The organism is Enterococcus sp. ZJ1622, from assembly GCF_011038845.1.
Taxonomy (GTDB): domain Bacteria; phylum Bacillota; class Bacilli; order Lactobacillales; family Enterococcaceae; genus Enterococcus_B.
On sequence record NZ_JAAKDW010000001.1, the window covers coordinates 280,760 to 307,101 of the forward strand.

The following is a 26,342-nucleotide window of genomic DNA, read 5'->3' on the forward strand; positions in this document are numbered from 1 at the left end:
CTCCCGAAAAATAAAGCAAAATGCTTCCATAAACACCACTAAAAAAGACGCCGAGGCAAAAGTCTCGGCGTCTTTTTTAGTGACATGCTTGGATAAAAAATATGATGATACTGCTTGATGCAGGTCATTTTTTTCAATCTCTAATAAGCAGCTGACTCTCGACATTCGTTCAGAAAAATGCAAAATATAGAGAGCGATTTTCCATTTTCCCTCTCTAATGCCCAAATTAAATGCGACTGTCACGCGCGCTCTTTTTCGACTAACTCTTTTGCAAATGCCTCTAGATTTTCGATGTCTTCTTCTTCGGCGTTTAGATCGACTTTGACGTTTTCAGCGCCTTTTGTTGCTCCGGTTTTTGCAAAAGCTGCATCGAAATCATCAACTGATTTACAGAATTCATCATAGAAAGTATCGCCAGATCCGCAAACTCCGTAGATTTTTCCAGAAAGATCCAATTCCTGCAAGTCTTCATAAAAATCAACGATCTCATCTGGCAAATCGCCGTCATCATATGTATAAGTTGCAACGACACAAATGTCCGCATCTTCAAATTCATCTGCGTCTACTTGCGTACATTCATTGATCTCTACATCGATATCTAGGTTTTCTAAAGCTTCTGCGACAATATCTGCGATTTCTTCTGTATTGCCTGTCATACTTGCGTAAACGATTTTTGCTAAAGTCATACTGTGCCTCCTGAATAGATATGATTTGTTTCTATCAACTATGGATTATACCAAAACATGGAACAAAAGAAAACAAGACTTGAAAACGATAGAGAATGTGATTTGGCGAAATACGTACCACTATGGTAAAATAAGAAAGATTTGTAAAAAGGAGACGAAAATATGATCACATTAAAATCAGCACGAGAAATTGAAATGATGGCTGAGTCTGGTGCTTTACTGGCAGATGTACATAAGAATCTGCGTGATTTTATCAAACCGGGCGTTACAAGCTGGGATATCGAAGTATTTGTCAGAAACTATATTGAAAGCCATGGCGGGATTGCTGCTCAAATCGGATTTGAAGGTTATGAATATGCAACATGTATCAGCATAAATGATGAGATCTGTCATGGATTTCCTCGTAAAAAACCGTTGAAGAGCGGAGATCTAGTCAAAGTGGATATGTGTATCGACTTAAAAGGCGGCATTTCTGATTCTTGCTGGGCTTATGTCGTAGGAGAATCGACACCTGAAATCGACCGCTTGATGGAAGTAACGAAGAAAGCACTGTATCTTGGGATCGAGCAAGCACAAGTCGGCAATCGGATCGGGGATATCGGTCATGCGATCCAAACTTACGTCGAAGGCGAAAACTTTTCTGTGGTTCGTGATTTTATCGGACATGGCGTTGGACCAACGATCCACGAAGAACCACCTGTGCCTCATTACGGGGAAGCTGGTAAAGGGCTGCGCTTGAAAGAAGGCATGGTCATCACGATTGAACCGATGGTAAACACAGGTACTTGGAAAATGAAAATGGATCCTAATGGCTGGACCGCTTATACAAGAGATGGCGGGTTGTCTTGCCAATATGAACATACTTTGGCAATCACGAAAGAAGGACCAAAGATCTTGACTTCTCAAGGAGAAGAAGGAACCTATTAATTCGTTTGACCAGTTTTTTATTTCATCAGATACAGGAGAAGCAAATGGGAATTTGGCAAAAAATAAAGCAAAATGACAATCTTATGCGTTTTATAGAAACAACGCAAAAACGTATAACAGATTCAGAGATGAGCACGACTTCAGTGGTTGTCGCTTACTATTTACTTCTATCTTTATTTCCATTGATCATTGCATTTGGCAATCTTCTGCCGTATCTCCACATTGACCAAGAGACAGTGTTGACTTATGTCCGTGAAGTGATCCCTGAAACAGTCTACCAATTCATTGGACCGGCTATCAAGGATCTGCTCACACAAAGCTCAGGCGGATTACTCTCTGTGTCCGCCTTGGCGGCTTTGTGGTCGGCAAGTCAAAGCATCAATGCGTTGCAGATTGCGATGAACAAAGCGTATGGTGTAGAGAATAGAAAAAATTTTTTGATCGTACGCTTTTTTTCATTGATCGTTATTGTTTTATTCATGGTCGCTATCAGTGGGGTAACGATCGTTCTTGGTTTGGGGCAGGTTATTTTGGAAGCGATACAACCGATCGTGAATATACCTGTCAATTTTATCGATCAGTTTCAGGCGTTGAAGTGGCCGATCACGTTAGTTGCACTATTTGTTATTATGTTTTTGATTTATTTGATTGTGCCAAACGCCCAATTGAAACTAAAAACGGTGATCCCTGGAACCATATTTGCAACAGTCGGTTGGATGCTTTTATCTCAAGTATTCAGTATTTATGCGAGATATTTTGCTACTCGGATCAGCGGTTATCAGATCATAGGAAGTTTTATCGTTCTCATGCTGTGGCTGAATTTTGCAGCAACGATCATCATTCTTGGCGGGATCATCAATGCGGTGGTTCAAGAATACGTAACTGGGAATGAGATAAAGAAACGCCGAAATCCGGCAAATAAATGGTTCGGCAAACTAAAAGCTAAATTTTCTCATAAAAAAAAGTAGAAACAAGAGTTCTTATTGTAAATTCGATCGAGTGTTTTATAATAATGATGACTCTTAATTAAAGTAGGTGCCCATATGCTCGTTTCTTTTAGTATGGTTGTAAGATTTTTTTTCACAATATTGTTATCTTTGATATTGACACCCGTATTTAAAATCATTTCTGTCCAAACTGGGATGGTCGACAAACCCAATGAACGGAGGATCAATAAAGTTCCTATGCCTTCAGCTGGCGGACTGCCGATTTTCATTTCATTTGTCGTTTCGACCTTATTTTTGTTCAGAGACATCATTCCGCGATTTTATATCCTGCCGATCCTGCTGGCAGCATTGGTGATTGTTGCCACTGGGGTTTTGGATGACAAATTCGAATTGACCCCGAAACAGAAAAGTTTGGGGATTCTGCTTGCGTCACTCATCATTTATTTCGTTGCGGATATCCATATCGATTCGTTCACGATTCCTTTTTTGGGACATATCGAGCTGGGATGGTTCAGTTTTCCTGTCACGCTCTTTTGGATCTTCGGAATCACGAATGCAGTCAATCTGATTGATGGACTAGATGGTTTAGCGGCAGGAATCTCACTGATTGGTCTGATCACGATCGGGATCATCGGGTATTTCTTTCTACACGCTTCAACAGTGTACATTCCTATTGTTATTTTCTGTCTGGTGGCAAGTATTATTGGCTTCTTTCCTTATAATTTTTACCCTGCAAAGATTTATTTAGGAGATACGGGCGCTTTGTTTTTAGGCTTTATGATGGCGGTGCTTTCGCTCCAGGGCTTAAAAAACGTGACGTTTGTTTCTTCAATCTCGTTATTGATCGTTATGGGTGTGCCGGTAACAGATACTTTTTTTGCGATCGTTCGACGAAAAGCCAATCGCGTCTCTTTTTCGACTGCAGATAAAAAGCATCTGCATCATCGACTGATCAGTTTAGGCTTCACCCATAAAGGCGCAGTCCTGACGATCTATGCGATGGCGCTGATGTTTTCATTCACCGCGATGATCATGAATTATACAGGAAGTATCGGTACGATCGTGTTGATCGGTGCCATGCTGTTTGCAGCAGTCCTTTTGTTCGAGCTGATCGGGCTGATCAATGAGAAACATCAGTTTATTTTAAAAACGCTGCGGTTCTTGGGGAACAAAGAATACCGGACGCAAGTGATACAGAAATATAAGAAGAAGTGGGACCGACATTAGATGGAGAACAAAGTAAAAAAGCCGATCCTGATTAGTATCGTGACGGCGAACAGTAAAAAGATTTTTCAAACATTAGATACGTTTATCGCAACAGTTGATCAGCCAGCAGTAGATATTTTGATTTTTGACAATAACTCGACGCCAGAATACAAAGAAAAGCTGAAAACTTATCTAAAATATCCTTATATCAAGATAAATTTCCATCATGAGAATCGCGGGTTTGGCTATGGTCATAACCAGAATCTGCTTCATAGCCAATATCAGTATGCAGTGATTTTCAATCCGGATATCCTGGTCAGTGAACAAACAGTGATCGATTTGGTGGCTCTTCTTCAAGAACATCCAGAATGCGCAATGCTGGCGCCTAAGATTCTTAATGAAGATGGATCAGTCCAGCATTTGATAAGAGAACGACTAGATGTATTTGACTATATGCTTCGCTTTGTTCCTTTCCAGGGAGTAAAGAAGCGTTTCGATAAACGCTTGGCGAAATTTGAATGCCGTTATCTACCAGAGGATCGAGCGACTTATGTACGAATGATCTCTGGGAGTTTCATGGTGACCGATGTCGCTAAGTTTAAGGAAGTCGGCGGATTTGACGAAAGATTTTTTATGTATTTTGAAGATAATGATCTATGCATGAAAATTGAAAAAGCGGGTTACAAGCTTTTATATACGCCGCTTTTTTCTGTTGTTCATTTGTATGGAAAAGGGGCACATCGGAATTTCAAGCTTTTTCGTGTGTTTCTCGCTTCTATGGCGAAATTTTTCCATAAGTGGGGGTGGCACTTTTTCTGATGAAACCGAAGATAGCAGTGACGATCGTATTATATCAGCAGTTATTTTCCCGGATTCCTGCTTTTGAAGAACTGAAAAGAGCTGTAGAAGAGAAAAAGATCCAGCTTGTCATCTATGATAACAGCGAACATGAACAAAAGAATCCGGTTTTTGACGAAGAAAATGTCCTCTATCATCATGATCCTAAAAATCCGGGACTTGCGGCTGCCTATAATTTTTCCTTGGCACAGCTGCCGTCAGATACTTGCTGCTTTGTCACGCTGGATCAAGATACTGTTCTGACGGAGTCGTATGTTCATGCACTGTCTGAGATCCATTTTGAAGAAGACGTGATAGCAGCAGTCCCAATGGTTTTTGACCATGGGAAACAAGTCTCTCCCGTTTATTCAGACGACTATGTGAATCGTACGTTCCAAGCGGTCAAAGAATCTGGGATCATCTCAGAGCGCGTGATGGCGATCAATTCAGGAGCAGCTTTCTCGTTCTCTTTTTTACAGGAGATTGGGGGATTCAATCCAGTCTTTGCTTTGGATTTTTTGGATCACTGGCTGTTTTGGAAGATCCATGAGGCGGGGAAAAAGGTAGAAGTTTTACCTGTTCGATTGGAACACGAGCTGTCCGTGATGGACTATGCGAATGTGACCACGAAACGATATCATTCGATCCTGACAGCAGAAAATCAATTTTATCAGAAGTATGATCATAGTCATTGGCCAGATCATCGACGTCAATTGCTGCTGCGAACGTTCAAGCAATTTTTGACCGTTAAAAATCGTGAAATCTGGCGTTTGACATTACGTTCATATATCGAGAATTGGAAGGTGTGAATTTGTGCGTTCGGTTTGTATAGCTACCTTTAATGGCGGCAGATATTTAAGAGAACAATTAGATAGTATTTTGCAGCAGCTGGCAGAAGAAGACGAAGTCATTATTTCTGATGATGGTTCAGTTGACGATACATGGGCTATCTTGAATGATTATGCTGAGAAAGATCACCGAATCAAGCTTTTTGAGGGACCAAAGCAGGGATTGATCGCTAATTTCGGCTATGCTATCCAACAAGCAAAAGGAGAACTCATTTTCTTAGCAGACCAAGATGATGTCTGGCTGGAGCATAAAGTAGAGAAAATAACAGATTATTTCAAAAAAAATCCGGATAAAACAGTAGTTGTTTCTGATTTGGTAATCGTCGACAGTGAGTTGAAAGAGATCCACGCTTCTTATTTTTCCTACCGTCGTTCAAAAGAAGGCTGGCTGAATAATCTGATACGCAGTCATTATATCGGAGCGGGGATGGCTTTTCGCTCTACCTTGAAAAAAGAGATATTGCCGATCCCGGCTGATGTACCGATGCATGATATGTGGATCGGTCTGTTAGGCGGAAAGCATACCGGTTTTCTGCGGGAACCTCTGACGCTTTACCGCAGACATGATTTCAATGCAAGTGAGATCGAAACCCATTCATCTTTGATGCAGAAATTATCTTGGCGAGTCCATTTAGCTGCGGCACTTATCAAGCGAAGAGGATTCAAGCACTAATAAAAGAAAGTTAAATTCTAAATAATTCCATGACAAATATTACGATTGATGAGATAATAACAAAGTGAAATTAGAAATCAAAAAGGAGCTTATATCCATGAAGGGAATCATCCTCGCTGGGGGAAGCGGAACACGTTTGTACCCCTTAACAAAGGCAACTTCAAAACAATTGATGCCAATCTATGATAAACCAATGATCTACTATCCAATGTCTACTTTGATGTTGGCAGGGATCAAAGAAATCCTGATCATCTCAACACCACAGGATACACCGAGATTCAAAGAATTATTCGGCGACGGAAAAGATTTGGGCCTTCAAATCGAATACGCCGTACAAGAAAGTCCAGATGGCTTGGCACAAGCCTTCATTATCGGTGAAGAGTTCATCGGAGACGATAGTGTGTGCCTTGTACTCGGCGATAACATCTATTATGGCGGCGGATTGTCAAAAATGCTGCAACGTGCTGCTTCAAAAGAAACAGGAGCAACGGTATTCGGCTATCATGTCAATGACCCAGAACGCTTTGGTGTTGTTGAATTTGACGAGAATATGCAAGCTTTGTCTATCGAAGAAAAACCGGCACAGCCAAAATCGAATTATGCAGTGACTGGTTTGTACTTTTATGATAACGACGTCGTGTCGATCGCCAAAAGCATCAAACCTTCTGAGCGCGGCGAGCTAGAGATCACAGATGTGAATAAAGCTTACCTTGAAAAAGGAAACTTATCCGTTGAATTGATGGGACGAGGATTTGCTTGGCTAGATACAGGCACACACGAATCTTTACTGGAAGCTTCGACCTTTATCGAGACGATCGAAAAACGTCAAAACTTGAAAGTAGCTTGTCTAGAAGAAATCGCGTATCGTATGGGCTATATCGATAAAGAGCAGCTGTCTGCACTGGCCCAGCCTTTGAAAAAAAATCAATACGGTCAATATCTATTGAAATTGGCCGCTGAATAGGGAGTCTTCAACTATGAAAGTAACAGATACCAAATTAACAGATGTCAAGATCATCGAAATGGATGTTTTTGGCGATCACCGTGGCTTTTTTACAGAAAGTTATTCAAAAGCGAAATTTGCGGAACATGGCTTGGACTTCGACTTTGTTCAAGACAATCATTCATTATCTGCAGAAGCAGGTGTGATTCGTGGTCTTCATTTCCAAAAAGGAGAAGCAGCGCAAACGAAATTGATCCGTGTGACTTCTGGTGCGGTACTGGATGTCATCGTGGATATTCGTAAAGGCAGCCCTACCTATGGACAGTGGGACGGATTTATCCTGTCTGAGCACAACCACCGTCAATTGCTTGTACCAAAAGGCTATGCACATGGTTTCGTGACATTGACGCCTAATGTCAATTTCTTATACAAATGCGATAATTACTACAATGCAGAAGCAGATGGAGGCATCGCGTTCGATGATCCTGATCTAGCGATTGAATGGCCGATCGACATCTCAAAAGCGATCATGTCAGAAAAAGACCATCATCATCCGACTTTGAAAGAATTTGAAGCAGAAAATCCATTTGTTTATGGTGAAATCTAACATTTGATAAGGAGAAAAACTTCGTATGAAAAACATCATCGTTACTGGTGGCGCCGGTTTTATCGGTTCGAATTTCGTCCACTATGTAGTAAACAATCATCCTGAAGTACATGTCACTGTTTTAGATAAACTGACTTATGCAGGAAACAAAGAAAATCTAGCTGGTCTTCCCAGCGATCGTGTAGAATTGGTCGTAGGTGACATTGCAGATGCGCCACTCGTTGACCGTCTAGTGAAAGAGGCAGATGCGGTAGTACATTACGCAGCGGAATCCCACAATGACAATTCATTGAAAGATCCTTTCCCGTTTGTACAGACAAATATCATCGGTACCTACACATTACTTGAAGCATGCCGGAAATACGACGTCCGTTATCATCATGTTTCTACGGATGAAGTATATGGCGATCTGCCATTGCGTGAAGATCTGCCAGGACATGGGGATGGCCCGGGAGAGAAATTCACTGCGGAAACACCTTACAATCCGTCAAGTCCTTATTCATCGACAAAAGCTGGCTCAGACTTATTGGTCAAAGCATGGGTGCGTTCCTTCGGGTTGCGTGCAACAATCTCGAATTGCTCGAATAATTACGGACCTTACCAGCATATCGAAAAATTCATCCCGCGCCAGATCACCAATGTATTGAGCGGCATCCGTCCTAAATTGTACGGAGAAGGGAAAAACGTACGTGACTGGATCCATACGAATGACCATTCTTCAGCAGTCTGGCTGATTTTGACAAAAGGAAGAATCGGTGAAACATACCTGATCGGTGCAGATGGCGAAGAAGATAACAAAACCGTGATGGAACTGATCCTTGAACTGATGGGTCAGCCGAAAGATAGCTATGAACACGTGAAAGATCGTGCAGGACATGATCTGCGTTATGCGATCGATTCGACAAAATTACGTGAAGAACTTGGCTGGAAGCCAGAATTCACTAATTTCCGTGATGGATTAGCTGACACAATCAAGTGGTACGAAGAACATGAAGATTGGTGGAAAAAAGAAAAAGAAGCCGTGGAAGCAGCGTACGCCAAAAATGGACAATAGTACAGGCAGCTTACATCTGTATTAATGGAAAAACACATGGGAGGCAGGCGCTCGTCTGTCTCTTTTTTAAAATAAAAGTCAAGGAGTGAACATCATATGTTTTTATTAACCGGAGGAAATGGCCAGCTTGGCACAGAATTACGACATTTACTAGATGAAAAGAATTTACCATATGTATCCACAGACGCACAGGAACTGGATATCACAGACGCGGATAAAACGATGGCGTATATCACAGAATTAAAACCAGACGTAATCTTCCATTGCGCCGCTTATACAGCTGTAGACAAAGCGGAAGAAGAAGGAAAGGAACTAGACGAAAAAATCAACATTGACGGTACAAGAAATGTTGCCCTTGCAGCAAAAGCAGTAAATGCCAAATTAGTTTACATCAGCACAGACTATGTGTTCGATGGCAAAAAGAAAAACGAGGAATATCAAGTCGACGATCCAACCAATCCTCTGAATGAGTACGGACGCACGAAATTATTAGGGGAACAAGCAGTCCAAGAAATCTTAGATGAATACTATATCATCCGTACTTCATGGGTATTCGGTATTTACGGACACAACTTTGTATTCACTATGCAACGCTTGGCACAAACCCATGATCGCTTGACAGTCGTGAATGACCAGTTCGGGCGACCAACTTGGACACGGACATTGGCTGAATTCATGACTTATGTGATCGAACAGCAGGCGCCATTTGGCATCTATCAGCTATCTAATGAAAACAGCTGTTCATGGTATGAATTTGCCAAAGAGATTTTGAAGGATACAGATGTGGAAGTAGCACCTGTCACATCAGAAGAATTTCCGCAAAAAGCGACACGTCCTCAATATTCAGTGATGAGTCTGGAAAAAGCAGAAAAATTAGGATTCACTATCCCAACATGGCAAGAAGCGCTCCATCAAATGCTTGCTGCGGCAGAAAAAATGAATCAGTAACATTTTTTCTTTCTGACAGAATCTAAAGAGAAATTGGAGACATTTATGGAAAATCAAACAAGAAGTGCGCGAAGAAGGAAGAAATCCGCCACAACACAGCAGTCTTCCCATCCGATTTTAGATGTATTGCTGAAGCTTCGTTATCTTTTTGGACTTCTAGCAATCGTCGTCATCGTGTCTTTTAATTTGAATGGCAGCTCGATCGGTGTATGGGACAACTATGTTTCACAAAGAGACGATGGTAAGAAAACTGATGTCATCTTTGGGCAGAACAGAGAGGTGCGATCGGATGAATGGCTTGTACAGACGCCGTTTTACCTTTCGCAAGCAGAAGAAGGTTATCCGTTAGTGAACGAAGATTATTCGCTGAATGGTCAGAACATGGTCATTGCGTATAATTCTCCAGTGAAAGATCTGACAGTGATCGGCAAACCTTTTAACTGGGGGTTCTTTTTCCTTGGGAGAGATCGCGGATTATCCTTTTACTGGGCAGTGAAACTAGTAGGGATGATTCTTTTAGGCTTTGAATTGCTGATGATTCTGACGAAAAGAAAAAAGGCATTATCACTAGTCGGTTCTTTTGCATTGACTTTTTCTCCCGCAGTCCAGTGGTGGTTCATGCAGCATGTCGGCGATTTGATTTTCTTTACGTTGGGGCTTATGGTGGCCTTTTACCATTATTTCTATCAGCATGAGAAAAAATGGCTGAGAACATTGCTGATGATATTGATCGTGATATTCGGGATCGGCTTTGTTCTGGTCATCTATCCAGCTCATCAAGTCATGCTGGCCTATCTATTGATTATCTATTTTGTCGGTCTGCTGATCTATTATGGCAAAAGAATCACTTGGGACCTATTTGACGCTTTACTGATCGGTGGTGCGATCGTATTCATTGGCATCGTGCTGTTTTATTTCTGGTCTACTTCCAAAGATGCACTGGAAGCGTCACTGAATACATTGTACCCAGGAAAACGAGTAAGTACGGGCGGGAAATGGACTTTTGGCGAATTCTTTTACTTTTTGACGAATTGGAAGATTCCGTTCAAAGATATCAGCTTTTCTAATAATTCAGAAGTGGCGCTGTTCTATCATTTCTTTCCAATCGTGTTTTTAGCCAGCCCGTTTGTTTTGTTCGGCAAAAAAGACAGTGAACAAAAATTATTAGGACGTATACTGATGGTTTTTTGTTTATTCTCTCTTTTCTGGATCACGATCGGTTTGCCAAAAGGAATCGCTGAACTCACCTTGTTGTCTTATGTTCCTGCAGAAAGAGCTTTACTGACATTCAGTTTTGCTGCTTGTTTACTGACGATTTGGTTCATTGCTTATATCTGGCGGGAAGAAGTGATCCCCACTTGGTACAAGTTCATTTTGCTGATTGTCAACGCTGGAATGTACGTGTATGCGATCGACAGCTCCCGTATGTCAGGTTATTTTTCAGTAATCGAAACAGCAGGGATTGCCATTGCGGGTACTTTGATATTAGCTTTCGCTTTATTTGGATGCAGACGTCTGTTTTATCTGTCTTTTGCTGCCTTGGTCATCGCTTCAGGATTTTTCGTTAATCCAGTTGTCGAAGGGACAGGTGCGATCTATGAAAAAACACTGGCAAAAGAGATCCGAAAGATCGATCAGGCAGACCCAGGGAAAATCTGGCTGTCAGAAGATCAACTGTACAATTTCACACCTGCACTTGGAGTAAAATCTTTCAACACCGTACGTTTTTATCCTGACATGGCGGCTTGGAAACTGATCGATCCAGATGGCAACGCAGAAAGATTCTACAATCGCTATGCGCATACGAGAGCGTTTATCGCAAAAGAAGAGACCTCGTACGTTTTGGATCGTCCGGATATGTTTACTGTGACGCTGAACTTTGAGGATGCGAAGAAATTAGGGATCAATTACGTGGTCAGCAAACGGCCGCTAAATGATTATAACCAGTTGGGAGAGGCCCAGTTCACACAGCTGTATGGTCCGGATCAGGATGGTTACAGGATTTTTGGAATCAGTTATCCGAATGACCAGCAAAATCAGCTGCTAGGACAATAAAACGTGTGAAAAATAGAGTTTCCAACAAATGGGAGCAACGAAAGGAGAGTGAAAAAAATTCAACAAATCGTACAGAAATTCAGTAATAAAATGAGTGCTGCTCTTTTGCTCATGCTCACATCAATCCTCTTTTTTGTATGGACAGCTGGGCTTAGTGTCCCGGCTGCTTCCTTTTTATATGACAACAGCCCTAAATTGATTGCTATGAGTATTTTGATTTTGTTAGGACTGAATATCTACAAGGCACGAGGGGCTGATTTTTTCTATTTAGGCGCAACGGTAGTGATTTTTCTTTTCTTTTCGTTTTTTAGAGAGATAAGAAATGAGTCGCTTTCTGGGGATCTGCTTCTTCCACTTGTGATCATTTTTGTCTTAGTCGTGAAGTGGATCGAGTTTACCAAATGGGATCGTGCCATGTATTTGCTTGTTTTTTATCTTTTTTTAGGCATCACAGTCTATCGAGTATTCACAGAGATCCAAGTACCGGAAGGGCAGAGTATCTGGTTGCCAGGCAATTCACTTTCAGATATTTGGATCAATACGAATACGATTGGTGGTTCATTGTTGACCCTTGCCCTGCTAATCAGCGGGTTTGCCAGTTCGTTTGAAAAATGGTATGTCCGAATGTTGGCACTGCCGGCTGTAGTTGCCGCATTGCTAGGTATCTGGGTTTGTCAATCCAGAGGCGCTTTAGTTGCGCTGATTGTTTTTGCAGTATTGGATATCTTGCCTAAGTTTTCAATGAAAATTATCCGAGCGCCATTTATCGCTTATACGGCCACGATCATTTTAGCCTTGCCATTATCCTACTTAGCAGGAAGCTCTGAAAAAGTAAACTTGTTTACCGGAAGAGAAGATATCTGGAATCATTTTTATCAGACACTCTCAGAAAAAACAGAGCAGATCTGGCTTGGGATGCAGCCATTTGTTTTCCATCGCGGTCATCAGGTGTTAGGAAATCACAACAGTTATAATTCTATCCTTAATCTTTATGGATTGGTCGGGTTCGGACTTGTTGTACTGCTGTTGTTAGGCTATATCGGCAAGTTGACGTTGCGCGCCGATCTATCGAATGGGCAAATGACTTTTCTTTGGGCATTCTTTGCCATATTGATGCAGTCGTTCATGGAAGACACACTTACTTCTTATCCATGGCTGCCTCTGATCTATCTGCTGCTGGCGATGGCTTCTCACCGATATGATGGATACGACGAATATATTGAATATGATGAATCCGAGATACCGGGACACATTGAAAGCAGAGATTTTGAAGATGATACAGAAGGATCATTCTCAAGAATCAAACGGTATCATTAAACACGTTTGTAAAAAGCCGCTCTGCATCAGGCAGGTAGCATAGATTTATCAAAAAAATCAGGGAAGTAGTCAAGACAAAACGATGTCTTGGCTGCTTTTTTGGGTTTATTGCAATTGCTTGTTATCTTTTGTAGAATAGAAACGTTAGAGCAAAGTTTACAAAGCAGAAAGTTAAGAAAAAAATAATATCGCAGTCCATTGGTGAATTTGTGGTAAAATGACACTTGACTGTAATTCATAGAAATCGCTTGGAGGAACACAAATGTTTAAAGATCTGTTTTTATTTATGAAGGATATCTATCAGAACAGAAAATTGCTGCTTCAATTCTCACTGAATGATTTTAAATCACGCTATGCGGGATCATTTTTGGGGATTTTATGGGCATTCATCAATCCTGTTTTCACTGTCCTGATCTACTGGCTGGTTTTCGGCTTCGGTTTGAAGGCGCAGATGGTCGATGCAAAATATCCATTTATCGTTTATCTAGTCACTGGAATAGTCCCATGGTTCTTTTTCTCTGATGCTTTTGCATCGACAACGGTCGTTTTTCGAGAGTATACGTATCTGGTAAAAAAAGTCGTCTTCAATATAAGGATCTTACCTACGACAAAAATCTTGTCTAATCTGTATACGCATCTTTTCTTTATCCTGATCGGGCTAGGTATAGCGATCGGATACGGCTTTTATCCCTCGGTGATGACTTTACAATTATTTTACTACCTGTTTTGTATGTGTGCATTCTTGACAGGACTGACATGGCTGACTGCTTCGATCCAACCATTTTTACCTGACATCATGCAGCTGATCACGATCGTTTTGCAGCTGATCATGTGGACTTTGCCGATTCTTTGGAGTACGAACCAGTTCAATCCACAGATCGTGAGAGTGCTGAAATTGAATCCACTGTACTATATCGTTCAAGGCTATCGCGAATCATTTTTGAGTGAAGCATGGTTCTGGCAGCACGGTGCATATAGCTTGTACTTTTGGATCTTCACATTAGCATTGTTTGTGATTGGTTCCGCAGTGTTCCGTAGATTGAAACCACATTTTTCAGATGTGTTGTAAGGAGAATAAACATGACAGAATATGCGATTAAATTAAACAACATCACAAAATCATATAATATGTACGCAAAACCAACGGATCGCTTCCGTGAAGCACTCAATCCATTCAAAAAATCCTACCATGATGTGTTTTATGCATTGAAGAATATCAATGTGGAGATCAAAAAAGGAGAAATGATCGGCTTCGTGGGCGAAAATGGCTCGGGAAAATCAACCATGCTGAAAATCATCACTGGCGTATTGACACCCACATCCGGCACGATGGAAATCGAAGGGAAGATTTCTGCGCTGCTTGAATTGGGCTCAGGATTCAATCCTGAATATTCGGGCTACGACAATATCTATCTGAATGGGATGGTCCTCGGTTTTTCTCGCGAAGAAATCGATGGGATGGTCGATGACATCATTGAATTTGCAGATATCGGCGATCATATCTATCAGCCAGTCAAGACGTATTCAAGCGGGATGTTTGTCCGACTGGCATTTGCTGTGGCGATCAATGTCAACCCTGATATTTTGATCGTAGACGAAGCTTTAGCCGTTGGCGATTTGGAATTCCAGTTGAAATGTATGGAAAAATTCACAGAAATCAAAAATTCTGGAAAAACGATTTTATTCGTCTCTCACGATATCAGTTCGATCCGTCGTTTCTGTGACCGTTCTTATTGGCTGAAAAACGGAGAGGTCGTTGAATACGGAGATACGATGGACGTTACGACAAACTATGAGAACTTTCTGAAGAAAAAGTCAGTAAAAACTGTTGATCGTAACAAGAATCAAGTAGAACGTTTTGCGTCACCTGACATCGTGGATGTACTCAGTGCAGAATTATTGGACAAAGACAAAAATCCGATCGATGTTTTAGACCAAGGAGAGACGCTTTTAGTCAAAGTGACCTATGAAGTAAAAGATGACTCGATCAAAAATCCGGTACTGGGAATCGCTTTGCGCACCGTCGATAATTTTTATGTGTGCGGCTTGAATACGTTATTGGATGGGATCAAGATTCCTTGGAAAAAAGGAAAGAATGTCTTTTATCTTGAATACGAAAAGTTAGGTTTATTAGCTGGCGAGTATTATTTTGATGTGGCGGTTTTTGAAGAAAACGCGACTGTTCCTTTGGTTTACAAGACGAAATACATGAATCTATTTGTAAATGGTTCTTATATCGGTGAAGGAATCGTGATCTTGGATCATAAGTGGGAAGAAGGTAGTCATAACGATGAAGTATGATTTTGAAATGGATCTAGACGAACAAAGCAGTGTAGGGAAAATCGCTGCTCAGATCAAGCTTGGAAGTAAGGTCTTAGAATTCGGACCGGGAAATGGCCGATTAACGAAGCATATGATCGGCGCAAAAAATTGTGAAGTAAGCATCGTCGAATTAGACAAGGAATTGTTCGATTATGTCAGCGATTTTGCACAAGACGGGTTTTACGGCGATATCGAAAGCTTCGAATGGGCCAACTATTTTGCCGGACAGACCTTTGATTATGTATTGTTTGCTGATGTGTTAGAGCATTTAGTGGATCCAGGCAAAACACTGGCTAAAGTCAGAGAATTTCTGAATGAAGAAGGCGAAATCCTGATCACGTTTCCTAACTTGGCACACAATTCAGTCTTGATCGATCTATTCAACAATGAATTGCCATGGGCTTCTTATGGCTTGTTAGATGAGACACACAATTCTTTTTACACACATACAGGATTCAAGAAAGTGTTTGAAAGAGCTGGGTTGCATATCAATATTGAGGACTATCTTTACTTAGCAGTAGGAGATACAGAACTGGACTCTACTTATGAAGAATTACCGAAAGCTGTTCGATATGATTTTAAAATGCGTCCATTCGGCGAAGTGTATCAATACTTCTTCTCGTTGAAAAAACACCCAGTCGAAAGCAAAGCGGTCCAGCCGCAAAACTCGAATTATGTCAAAGTCATGGAAATGATCCAGCAAACCGCGCAAGGGGAAACCGCACAGCAGATCCCATTCAACAATTTTACTGGCGAAAATCAGACATTGACATTTCCAATCGCAGAAAGCACGGAAACAGTAGCGATACGATTTGAAAAGCAACCAGGCTTTATTGAATTCCGTGCAGAAGTAGCAGGTGACTGCGTCGAATTTATCCAATCGAATGCAGTGATCAAGACTCCAAGTGATTGCTACTTATTCGATGGCGAAGAAGTACCAGAATTCTTGATTACCGAAGCAGCTGGCAAAGACTTGACGATCCATTGTCATTATCGATTTATCGGCGAATTGACAGATACGATGAAAGAAGTTCTAGCTGTAATCAAACCGATGAATGAAGTCAAGAAAGAATTACGCCAAAAAAACGCAGAATTGGAAAAAGAACTCCAAGAATCAAATGAAGAAAAAGAAGCGTTAGATCATTATCTTCAAACGACAACAAATCGTTACTGCTCTTTATTGGACAAAAATGAATGGTCTATCAAACCAAAAGGAATGCGTCGTACAAAAGAAACAGCCAAAAAGATCCAAGCAAAAGAGTTATCTCTGCGGATCGACGAAAAAACATGGGATGCAGAAACAAAAATCTTGAAAATCGTTGGCTGGGGAATCTCAAAAGAAGATCGGACACCGCTATCTTATAAATTGTCAGCAGATCAATCGCCTTATTTCGATGCAACTCCGATCCTTCGTGATGAAGTCAATCAAGCAGAACAGTTGCCGGAAGACACCAAAGCAGGGTTCGAACTACAGATCCTCTGTGAACAGGAACAAGCCTTTCTGGTAGAAGTCATTGCTGAAAACGGCCGTTCATGGCATGTTGAAATGTAGACAATCACAACTAACTTATTTGATAAAGGAGTAACTGAACTGTGCAGAAGAAAGAAATTGCCGTATTTATAGATCAGATCACTCGTGAGCGCGCTTCAGGGGATCTGCTCGTTGTCGGCTGGGCAATTGATGAAGTGACAAAAGAAATCCCTAAAATAAAAGTGGATAAAGACAATCTATTAGCAGAAACGACACCCGTTGTAAGACTGGACATCAACCATCTCTATGGTTTAGATGTGAAAACACAAAGCGGCTTCAAGATCCGCCTTTCCGGCAAGATGAGAGGAAGAGCGATTCTGGATTTCCAGACAAAAGAACACCAGAATGGGATCGCAGTGAAGTTGAATGCCCATTACCCTTATGATGACGGAATCGAGTCGGCATGGCAGAAACAAAAACGGTTATTAAAAAAAGGAATCAACTATGCACGTACACATGGTGTGAAAAAAGCGATCCGTCGTATAAAACTAGAATTGAAGCCAGGCTCCGTAGATTATGCAGAATGGATCACCAGACACGAGAAAGTGGATCTGAAAGCTCAGCAGAATCAAGCAAAAGAATTTGCTTATCGTCCACTGATCTCAGTAGTGATGCCTGTTTACAACGTAGAGATCAAATGGCTGGAAAAATGTATCGATTCAGTCTTAGCTCAAACCTATGATCATTGGGAATTATGCATCAGTGATGACGCTTCGACAGATCCAGCGATTCGAAAATGTCTCGAAGCTTATCAGGCAAAAGATGAACGGATCAAAGTCGTTTTTCGGGAAGAAAACGGTCATATCAGTTTAGCGACTAATTCTGCGTTGGAAAAGGCAGAAGGTGAATTTATCGCCTTGTTAGATAATGACGATGAATTACCGCCATTTGCTTTATATGAAGTTGCAAAAGTCTTGAATGAACGCCCGGAACTGGATTTGATCTATAGTGATGAAGATAAAATCGATGCAGATGGGAATCGGTTCGATCCTCATTTCAAAGCAGACTGGTCCCCAGATACCTTGATGGGCAATAATTACATCTCTCATTTAGGTGTATATCGAACCAGTATCGTCAAAGAGCTTGGCGGATTTCGCAAAGGCTATGAAGGTTCACAGGATTACGATCTGGTCCTTCGATTCACAGAAAAGATTCCGGCAGAGCATATCTATCATATCGATCGGGTCTTGTATCATTGGCGTACGATCCCTGGCTCGACTGCTAGCAGCGGCGAAGCTAAGAGCTATATCTATGACTCTGGCGTAAAAGCATTGACAGACGCATTAGCAAGACGGAAAATCAAAGGGAAAGTCCGTCCTGGGAGAATCTCCGGATTTTATGAAGTCACTTATGAAGTGCTAGAGGAAGAGTTGGTCAGTGTCATCATCCCGACTAAAAACGGCTATGATGATTTGAAAGTATGTGTTGATTCGATTATCGAGAAGACCACGTACCCGAATTATGAGATCATCATCGCAGACAATGGAAGCACCGATCCTAAAATGCAGGAATTGTTTGCCGAGTACAAAAAACAGCTGAATGATCGGTTTATCGTCGAATTGATCGATATTCCTTTCAATTATTCACGCATCAATAATCTAGCCGCTGAAAAAGCAAGCGGAAAGTACTATTTATTCCTGAACAACGATACAGAAGTCATCGAACCGAATTGGATGACGACAATGGTTTCCTATGCGCAATTCGATCGGATCGGCTGTGTCGGTGCGAAGCTCTTTTATCCAGATGACACGACACAGCATGCCGGTGTTCTCTTAGGAATTGGTGGAGTTGCGGGACATGCGTTGAATAATTACGACCGGACACATTGCGGGTACTTCGGCCGTTTGGTTATCGATGTCGATTATTTAGCAGTCACAGCCGCTTGCATGATGGTCAAAGCAGCAGATTTCAAAGCAGTCAACGGGTTTGACGAAACATTAGAAGTAGCCTTCAATGATGTCGATCTTTGCTTGAAAGTCTATGAATTAGGCCGCAACAATGTTTATGCCCATCAGGCAGAACTTTATCATTTCGAATCGAAATCAAGAGGATACGAAGATACACCGGAAAAACAAAAACGTTTCGCCGGAGAAATCAAGAAGATGCAGGACAAATGGCCTGCGTATATCGCACATGATCCTTTTTATAATGATAACCTGACAAAAGAAGGGATCGGCGACTTCTCGCTGAGACCGGATTAAAAACAAAAAACTGTTTCTTCATCTAAATGGATGAAGAGACAGTTTTTTTACTTCGGCAATATTGTATAGGAAGTTGCATCATTCCGTATAAAAGACAAGGTTTTTTTCTTTTAATTTATTTTACAATTTGGTTATTCACTAGGTTTTTAAAGTTGGCTATGGTAAGATGATAGAGGCATTATTTAATGGTTAGGAGTGTATATATGAATAAAAATGGGGAGTGGAATGCAGCACGTCGGATATTTATTATCCTGATGGATGTTGTTGTTTTCAACGTATCGATCTATCTTAGCTTTCTGCTGAAATTCCAAGGAGAAGTTCCAGCAAGAAACTTTGAGACCTTCCAGCGATCAGCGATCTTTATTTCTATCATCTTTATTGCATTGAATATTTTATTAGGTGCATATGTCTTTTATAATCGGACGATCAGTGACATTGTTTTCATTACGGTGATCGGGCAAGTCTTGATGATGCTCGGGATCATGGTCGTAACATTTGCTGGCCGCTGGTTTGCTTTTCCGCGTCTGGTGATCATGATGTCCTTTATTCTCGGTACGCTTTTGCTGAGTTTGTACCGAATACTCGTTTACAAATTGTATTTGAGTGTCAGCCGCGATAAAAAAGTCTTGATCGTGGGAAAAGAAAAAGACGTAGCGCCTGCTATCCAGAACTTCCAATCGAAGAAAAACAACAAGCATAAGGTAGAAGCAGTGGTGATCGGTGATTACTATGCGCATACGAAAGAATTGATCGATGACATCGATATCGTTTATCTGGCTTCTCATATCGAAGAAGAAGAGAAAATCAAAATCTATCAGCTAGTGACGAAAAAAGATAAAAAGCTATTCTTGAATACGACTTTTGAGAATCTGACAATGATCAATCCGAATATCATGAATTTTGAAGACGAAAGCATCATTGAAGCTTCTGGTTTCAGGATCCAGCCGGAATACGAACTGTTCAAACGGCTATTCGATATTCTCGTATCTCTAGTCTTATTGATCATCGCTTCACCGTTCATGCTGATCACAGCAATTTTAGTGAAAACGACATCCCCAGGTCCGATCATCTACAAACAAGTACGGATCACGAAAAACCAGAAAGAATTTTCGATCTATAAATTTCGCTCGATGAGTGCCACAGCTGAAGCAAAATCAGGCCCAGTCCTGGCAAAAAGCAACGATGCACGAGTGACACCAGTTGGTAAATTTATCCGTGCCGTGCGTTTTGATGAGCTGCCACAGATTTTCAACGTCTTGAAAGGGGATATGTCGATCGTTGGGCCACGTCCGGAAAGACCATTTTTCGTGGATCAGTTCAACGAAGAGAATCCTTATTATTACTTGAGACACAATGTGCGCGCTGGGATCACCGGTTATGCACAAGTCTATGGGAAATATGTCTCTGATTACAACAGCAAACTGCGCTTTGACTTGCTGTACATCAAAAAATATTCCTTGCTGCTAGATTTAAAAATCTTACTGCAAACAATCAAAATCTTGTTTGACAAAATGTCTTCTCAAGGACTGGATGAAGACGAAAATATCCGCTCATTAGCAGAAATTGCATTTCCAAAAGAAAAAACGTATCGTTAGATGGAGGCATTAGAAATAAATGAATCATCCGACATTTAGTATTATCGTCCCAGTTTATAATGCTGAAGACACGATTTTACGGACATTAGAAACGCTAAGTCAATTGGATTTTCCAGATTATGAAGTGCTATTGATCAATGACGGCTCCACCGATCATACGGAACAGATCATTTCGGAATTTGTTAAAGAAGATGAGAAAATCCGATTGATCACGACAAAGAATCAAGGTCCCGGACTTGCGCGAAATGAAGGAATCACACGCGCGAAAGGTAAGTATCTTCTGTTTTTTGATGCGGATGATGCGCCGATAAAAGAAGTTTTATCAGACTATCATACATTATTGATGGAAGAACCCGATTCAGATTTGATTATCAGTTCTTTTACATTCCGTACGCTAAGCGATGAAAAATTGATTTCAGAAAAAGACTATCTGGTTCCAGCATATCGATACACAAGTCACGAGTTGTTTGTTAATGATATGTATCAGCTGATGAACCAGCAACTGATGTACGTTGTTTGGAACAAGTGCTATCGACGAGACATCATAGAACAGCATCAGATTAGGTTCAAAAACTATAGCAGCTGTGAAGATCGTATCTTCAATCTCAATTATTATGAACACTGCCGACAAGTGATTTTGAATCCTAAGATCGAATATATCTATGATTTCGAAGGCGGGAAAGGAATCACGAACAAATATAATCCAAATAAATTCCAAACATTTAAAGAATTTTATGAACTTGCTAATTTTGTGACAAAAGAAAAAGACAAGGCTGGGATGGCTTCACTTTTTTTAAAAGGTACTACTTCGGTGATTTTTTCAATCTATGAAACTTCTACGCGAACATCTAAAGAGAAAAAACAAGAAGCAATGCAGATACTAAATGATGAAGCGATAAAAGAAGCAAAAAAAATTGCATTAGCTGATTCAAATGCAAAAAAAGTGACAAAATGGCTCTATAACATGCCAGCGCCATTATTCTTGTCAGCAGTTAAAATGGGAAGCTTCGTGGAAGTCAAAATGCCTGGATTGATGGCGGCTTTGAAGCGTGTTTATTAGTTTATGGAGGCGAAAAATGATTAAAAGAATCTTACATTTTCAAGGGAGAATGGGATTAGGCGGTGCTGAATCATTCATGATGAACTTGTACCGCAAGATTGACCGTTCAAAATACCAATTTGATTTTTTAATCTATGATGATTATGAGGATGTTCAAGATTACCATGCAGAAATTGAAAAATTAGGTGGCAGAATATTTGTTGTTACAAATCCTAAAAAAAATATTATCAAATATTTGATTCAAGTCAATCGACTGTTAAAAAAAGAATCATTCAGCATAGCTCATAATGAAGTTTATTTTGGTGGCGGTATTAATCTATGGCTAGCGAAAAAAAATGGTATCAAACAAAGAATCGCTCACAGTCATGCTACAGAGGACGGGAAATCTCAAAATATGGTAATGAGTTGGCTACGTAGATTTCTGACATATTTGCTTTTAACGAATGCAACAGATTTTCTTGCTGTCAGTAAAGAGGCTGGGGAAAGTTTATTTAAAGGCCATCCATTTGAAATAGTGCACAATGGGATTAATTTGCAAAGTTATCAGTTTACTGACGAAGAAAAAGCAAGCAAGCGAAAGGAATTAGGCTTGTCTACAGAGGACTTTATTATCGGAAATATAGGAAGACTTGAAAAACAAAAAAATCAAGAACGTTTATTAGAAATAACAAAAGAATTAAACCATATAAATGAACATACCAAGCTTTTGTTAATCGGAGAAGGAAGTCTTCGAGCAATGTTAGAAGAAAAAATATCCGATCTGGGGATCAAGGACTCAGTAATTATGACGGGCGAACGAAACGATATTCCAGAATTATTGTCTATTATGGATGTTTTTGTTATGACATCTTTATATGAAGGATTGCCAATGGTCGGATTAGAAGCGCAAGCAGCAGAATTAAAGTTAGTATTGGCAGACACAATTTCAAGAGATACTAAACTTACAGATAATGTTGTATTTGTATCTTTGAATGATACAGCAAAAGAATGGGCAAATCAAATCAATACAAAGCCATATACTAATAAAATAACAGAAGAACTAAAAAGCTATGATGTTTCATATACCACTGCACAAATGGAAAACATATATAGCAGGGAGATTGGAAAGTAAATTTAAATCTTTGGAGTGTGATTTTTTTTGGAAATTTGCTATTTAATATTGGCATATAATGATATTGAAAACTTAAAAAGATTGATTGATCGTTTAAATAAAAATGCTGTTTTTTTTATTCATATTGATAAAAAAACTAATATTGAACCATTTATACAAGAATTTAAATTGTATAAAAACGTGAATTTTTTACGAGGAAATGACCGTGTAAAAATTTATTGGGGAGGTTTTTCAATTGTTCAAGCTGAAATTAATTTAGTTTTAAAGGCGTTACAAAATGGAAAGTATTTAAAATATGTTTTATTGTCGGGAGCGGATTATCCAATCAAAGATAATGAATATATATATAATTACTTTAAAAAAAATCAATCAATAGAATTTATCAGGGGAATAAATTTAGATAATTTAGACCACAAGGAATTTTATGCTAAACATATAGATGTTTATCAAAAACATGATTATCCTATGATAAATAAAAACAATACAATTGTCTTTAAAACATTTAGAGCAATGGTTAATCGTTTTTTAAGGTTAGTTAAGCTTCCCCCAAAAATTAGGCATCATAAATTTGATCTATACCATGGCTCTCAATGGTGGGCTCTTTCCAAAGAATGTTTAGAGGAATTAATGACTATGTATAAAGATAATGAGGAAGACTATTTAAATTTCAAAATTGGCATGTTTGCTTCCGATGAAAAATTTTTTCATACTCTTTTTTTCAACTCATCCTATAAAAATGAAAATGTTGTACATGGACCTGATGAACCATTGAAATTGAGAAATGTAGAAGAAACTCCGTTACAAACTTCAAGGCTAGCAAATATTCATATTATTGATCCATCAATGAATAAGTGGTTTGATGAACGTGATTTTAATCAAATAAAAAAGAGTGATAAACTTTTTGTGAGAAAGGTTAAGTCAGGGTATTCTGATAAACTATTAAATAAAATTGACAATGAAATTCTGAAAGTTGGAAGTATAAATGAATAAAATAATTTCTGTTTTCAAAAAAAATATTCTGAGCCGCGATTTATTTAGGATAGTAAATTTAATAATCTGTTTGTTCTATTTTATGCCTAGTACCTTTAATATAACCAACATACCCATGAAAATAGCGTTTGTATGGGGAAGTGGTATAGTATTATACGAAATTTTTATACGAAAAAATTTTTTTAAAATGTCTTACTCCTTTTTATTAATTGTAGCAATACTTAGCTTTATGGTAACGATATTACTAAATAGAGAACATTTTTTAATTCCTTCACTTTATAATTTGGGTTATTTATTAATCACCCTAATAGTAATTTTCCCTACTGATTTTTCGCAAAGTAAAGAAACAAAAAAAATGAAAATGCTGCAATTTAATAATGTTTTTATCATTATAGTTTTTTTTGCTGCATTGATATCACTTTACCAATTTGTGCTTTTAATTGCTTATCATGTTCCAACAGGTACTCCAGGCTTATTTGCTAGACAAGGATTTATTGAACACAGATTATTTGGTGTATATACTAGCCCAAATGTGGGAGCTATGTTTGGATATACGTCTATTGTTTTGAGTTTAATTAGCGGGTTAATAAGAAAGTTAACTACGAAAACTCGTGTATTTTATGGGTTAAACTTTATTGTTCAAGTATTTTACATCACACTTTCGTCTTCAAGAGGAGCACAAGCAGTAATATGTAGCTTTTTAATATTGTTTGTTTTATTACTGTCCTTTTCAAGTTTTAGAAAAAGCATAGCTAAGGTCACATCTATAAAAACTAGATGGTTGTTAAGTCTACTACTTCTATTACTTTTATATTTTTCTGTTGGTAACACTTATGCTAAAGATTTTTTAGCTACAGTTCCTATATCAATTGAAAAAGAAGTCAAAATTGTAGAGCCTGAAAAAAATGAAGAAAATACAAATCCACCAAAGAAAGTGGTATTACAACATTCTGATAATGATTCAGAAGTTTCAGCTGGACGCTTTGCAATTTGGAAAGCGGCAGCAAAGGCGATGAAAACAGCACCGTTATTTGGATATGGTGAGACGGATTTTTACGGTAATAGTGATGGAAGAATTTTAAATAAGGTTGAACTTAGTACTTCTGATCAGAATGAATTGAAGAGGGCTCATGGAAATATGCATAATGGATTCCTTCAAGTTTTTGTATCTAGTGGTATAATTGGATTTATATTCTTTTATATTTTTTATGCATGTAATCTTTTTAATCTGATTAAAGCATTCTTGACCAATAAAGTAGATTATGTTTTTCTCGGAATTGTTTTGATATTTATATTATCTATTTTTGTAGATGAAATGGTTGAAGCGCATGTACTTTTCAATAAACGCGATGTAATATCAATTGTTTTTTGGTATTATTTAGGTAATTTATCTTACCTATATTTAAAAAAGGAGAATTGAGATGAGGATTGCTTTTGTTGCCTGGACTCCTTTACATTTGATTAACATAATAAACGTTTATAAAAATTTTTATCAAGAATCAAAAAGTGACTTGTATATATATTCGGAGTTTGAAAATGCAACGACATATAGTCAACGTTTGGAAAAATTAGGGATATTCGATAGAGTTATTTTAGTGGATCATAAAAAAATAGGCTCCACTTTAAAAAGAAAATTAAATTTAATTACTAATCATAACCAGTTTTTTTCTAATAAATTTGATTATTATGATGAGATTTTTATACAAGGAGAGAATTATTTTACAAAGATTCTTTTTTCAAATGCTTATAAAAATAATAAAAATGTTAAATTGAATTATATAGAAGACGGTTTAGGGACCTATTTAAATAATAATATCTTTTTAACTAGTAAAAATATTCAAAAGTTTTTTATGACAATGAATAGATATAGCATTTTTTCTAAAAAGATTGATACCTATTTTGTTTATTGCCCGGAGTTGCTGCTTTATGACGTTAAAGACGTGAAAAAAATACCTAAAATAGCAGAAAAAAGTGAATTGATGAGTACTCTTACAGCTATTTTTGGTTTAGAGAAACTTTCTGTTGAAAATAAAAGTATTTTTTTTGATCAACCTTTGCTTAATGATGGTTATGGTGTTGATGAGACAATAATTTTTACTCGCGTAAAAAAAATACTACCTAAATCAAGAGAAACTGTGGTTAAATTACATCCTAGATCTGATTTAAATCGTTATGGGGAAAATATCAACTTATTGGGAACACAGCTACCGTTTGAAGTATTACTAGCTGAAAATGATTTTTCTTCTACACTTTTAATCAGTCCAATATCTACTATTTCTTTTTCTCCATCTATGATGTTTGAAAAAAATATAAACTCCATTTTGTTAGCAAAATTGATTCTCAGAGAATATCCAACATTGGCTGATGCAAAAAGAGAAACATTAGAAAACATAGCATTATTTTGTCAAAAATATAATAATTTATCAGAAAAGAAAATATTACTTCCCTCAAGTTGGGACGAACTAAGAAAGTTGGTTGAATAAA

Annotated in this window: 23 protein-coding genes; 22 read left to right on the plus strand and 1 reads right to left on the minus strand. The window is 38.8% G+C overall.

The window, feature by feature from the left end; all coding sequences use genetic code 11:
- Positions 1 to 239 precede the first annotated feature (239 nt).
- Positions 240 to 686, minus strand: a complete 447-nt coding sequence (locus G7Y42_RS01435) for a flavodoxin (RefSeq protein WP_165003176.1) — start codon at positions 684 to 686, stop codon at positions 240 to 242.
- A gap of 162 nt (positions 687 to 848) precedes the next feature.
- Between G7Y42_RS01435 and map the strand changes: the two genes are divergently transcribed.
- From map to G7Y42_RS01545, 22 genes are all read left to right on the plus strand, one after another.
- Complete coding sequence (gene map / locus G7Y42_RS01440) at positions 849 to 1,613, plus strand: type I methionyl aminopeptidase (RefSeq protein ID WP_165003178.1); 765 nt, start codon at positions 849 to 851, stop codon at positions 1,611 to 1,613.
- 44 nt (positions 1,614 to 1,657) lie between these two features.
- The gene (locus G7Y42_RS01445) at positions 1,658 to 2,581 is read left to right on the plus strand and encodes a YihY/virulence factor BrkB family protein (RefSeq protein WP_165003180.1); all 924 of its coding nucleotides are present in this window, start codon (positions 1,658 to 1,660) and stop codon (positions 2,579 to 2,581) included.
- Positions 2,582 to 2,656: 75 nt separating this feature from the next.
- On the plus strand, positions 2,657 to 3,787 hold the full coding sequence (locus G7Y42_RS01450) for an MraY family glycosyltransferase (protein ID WP_165003182.1): 1,131 nt from the start codon (positions 2,657 to 2,659) through the stop codon (positions 3,785 to 3,787).
- Positions 3,788 to 4,585, plus strand: coding sequence for a glycosyltransferase family 2 protein (locus G7Y42_RS01455; RefSeq protein ID WP_165003184.1), 798 nt, complete (start codon positions 3,788 to 3,790; stop codon positions 4,583 to 4,585).
- On the plus strand, positions 4,585 to 5,412 hold the full coding sequence (locus G7Y42_RS01460; RefSeq protein ID WP_165003186.1) for a glycosyltransferase: 828 nt from the start codon (positions 4,585 to 4,587) through the stop codon (positions 5,410 to 5,412). The genes G7Y42_RS01455 and G7Y42_RS01460 overlap by 1 nt, the downstream gene beginning before the upstream one ends.
- A gap of 4 nt (positions 5,413 to 5,416) precedes the next feature.
- A complete protein-coding gene (locus tag G7Y42_RS01465; RefSeq protein ID WP_165003188.1) occupies positions 5,417 to 6,124 on the plus strand; it encodes a glycosyltransferase family 2 protein in 708 nt (235 codons plus the stop codon).
- A gap of 97 nt (positions 6,125 to 6,221) precedes the next feature.
- Positions 6,222 to 7,088: a glucose-1-phosphate thymidylyltransferase RfbA gene (rfbA, locus tag G7Y42_RS01470; protein WP_165003190.1), complete on the plus strand. Its 867-nt coding sequence runs from the start codon at positions 6,222 to 6,224 to the stop codon at positions 7,086 to 7,088.
- Positions 7,089 to 7,101: 13 nt separating this feature from the next.
- Entirely contained in the window at positions 7,102 to 7,674 is a 573-nt protein-coding gene (rfbC, locus tag G7Y42_RS01475; RefSeq protein ID WP_165003192.1) for a dTDP-4-dehydrorhamnose 3,5-epimerase, read from the plus strand.
- A 25-nt stretch (positions 7,675 to 7,699) separates the two neighbouring features.
- Positions 7,700 to 8,728: a dTDP-glucose 4,6-dehydratase gene (gene rfbB / locus G7Y42_RS01480; RefSeq protein WP_165003194.1), complete on the plus strand. Its 1,029-nt coding sequence runs from the start codon at positions 7,700 to 7,702 to the stop codon at positions 8,726 to 8,728.
- 96 nt (positions 8,729 to 8,824) lie between these two features.
- Entirely contained in the window at positions 8,825 to 9,676 is an 852-nt protein-coding gene (gene rfbD, locus G7Y42_RS01485; RefSeq protein WP_165003196.1) for a dTDP-4-dehydrorhamnose reductase, read from the plus strand.
- 45 nt (positions 9,677 to 9,721) lie between these two features.
- Complete coding sequence (locus G7Y42_RS01490; protein ID WP_165003198.1) at positions 9,722 to 11,731, plus strand: hypothetical protein; 2,010 nt, start codon at positions 9,722 to 9,724, stop codon at positions 11,729 to 11,731.
- A gap of 48 nt (positions 11,732 to 11,779) precedes the next feature.
- The gene (locus tag G7Y42_RS01495) at positions 11,780 to 13,048 is read left to right on the plus strand and encodes an EpaQ family protein (RefSeq protein ID WP_165003200.1); all 1,269 of its coding nucleotides are present in this window, start codon (positions 11,780 to 11,782) and stop codon (positions 13,046 to 13,048) included.
- A 262-nt stretch (positions 13,049 to 13,310) separates the two neighbouring features.
- Entirely contained in the window at positions 13,311 to 14,117 is an 807-nt protein-coding gene (locus G7Y42_RS01500; RefSeq protein ID WP_165003202.1) for an ABC transporter permease, read from the plus strand.
- 11 nt (positions 14,118 to 14,128) lie between these two features.
- Positions 14,129 to 15,349 (plus strand): ABC transporter ATP-binding protein, encoded by a 1,221-nt coding sequence (locus G7Y42_RS01505; protein WP_165003204.1) that lies wholly within the window; start codon positions 14,129 to 14,131, stop codon positions 15,347 to 15,349.
- Positions 15,339 to 16,922 (plus strand): class I SAM-dependent methyltransferase, encoded by a 1,584-nt coding sequence (locus G7Y42_RS01510; protein ID WP_165003206.1) that lies wholly within the window; start codon positions 15,339 to 15,341, stop codon positions 16,920 to 16,922. The genes G7Y42_RS01505 and G7Y42_RS01510 overlap by 11 nt, the downstream gene beginning before the upstream one ends.
- 41 nt (positions 16,923 to 16,963) lie before the next feature.
- Positions 16,964 to 19,102, plus strand: coding sequence for a glycosyltransferase family 2 protein (locus tag G7Y42_RS01515; protein ID WP_165003209.1), 2,139 nt, complete (start codon positions 16,964 to 16,966; stop codon positions 19,100 to 19,102).
- A 203-nt stretch (positions 19,103 to 19,305) separates the two neighbouring features.
- Positions 19,306 to 20,697 (plus strand): sugar transferase, encoded by a 1,392-nt coding sequence (locus G7Y42_RS01520; RefSeq protein WP_165003211.1) that lies wholly within the window; start codon positions 19,306 to 19,308, stop codon positions 20,695 to 20,697.
- A 19-nt stretch (positions 20,698 to 20,716) separates the two neighbouring features.
- Entirely contained in the window at positions 20,717 to 21,757 is a 1,041-nt protein-coding gene (locus tag G7Y42_RS01525; protein WP_165003213.1) for a glycosyltransferase family 2 protein, read from the plus strand.
- A gap of 19 nt (positions 21,758 to 21,776) precedes the next feature.
- A complete protein-coding gene (locus tag G7Y42_RS01530) occupies positions 21,777 to 22,868 on the plus strand; it encodes a glycosyltransferase family 1 protein (RefSeq protein ID WP_165003368.1) in 1,092 nt (363 codons plus the stop codon).
- A 27-nt stretch (positions 22,869 to 22,895) separates the two neighbouring features.
- Positions 22,896 to 23,858, plus strand: coding sequence for a beta-1,6-N-acetylglucosaminyltransferase (locus G7Y42_RS01535; protein WP_165003215.1), 963 nt, complete (start codon positions 22,896 to 22,898; stop codon positions 23,856 to 23,858).
- A complete protein-coding gene (locus G7Y42_RS01540; RefSeq protein WP_165003218.1) occupies positions 23,851 to 25,278 on the plus strand; it encodes an O-antigen ligase family protein in 1,428 nt (475 codons plus the stop codon). Before G7Y42_RS01535 ends, G7Y42_RS01540 begins: the two co-directional genes overlap by 8 nt.
- Before the next feature lies 1 nt (position 25,279).
- The gene (locus tag G7Y42_RS01545; protein ID WP_165003220.1) at positions 25,280 to 26,341 is read left to right on the plus strand and encodes a polysialyltransferase family glycosyltransferase; all 1,062 of its coding nucleotides are present in this window, start codon (positions 25,280 to 25,282) and stop codon (positions 26,339 to 26,341) included.
- Position 26,342: the final 1 nt, after the last annotated feature.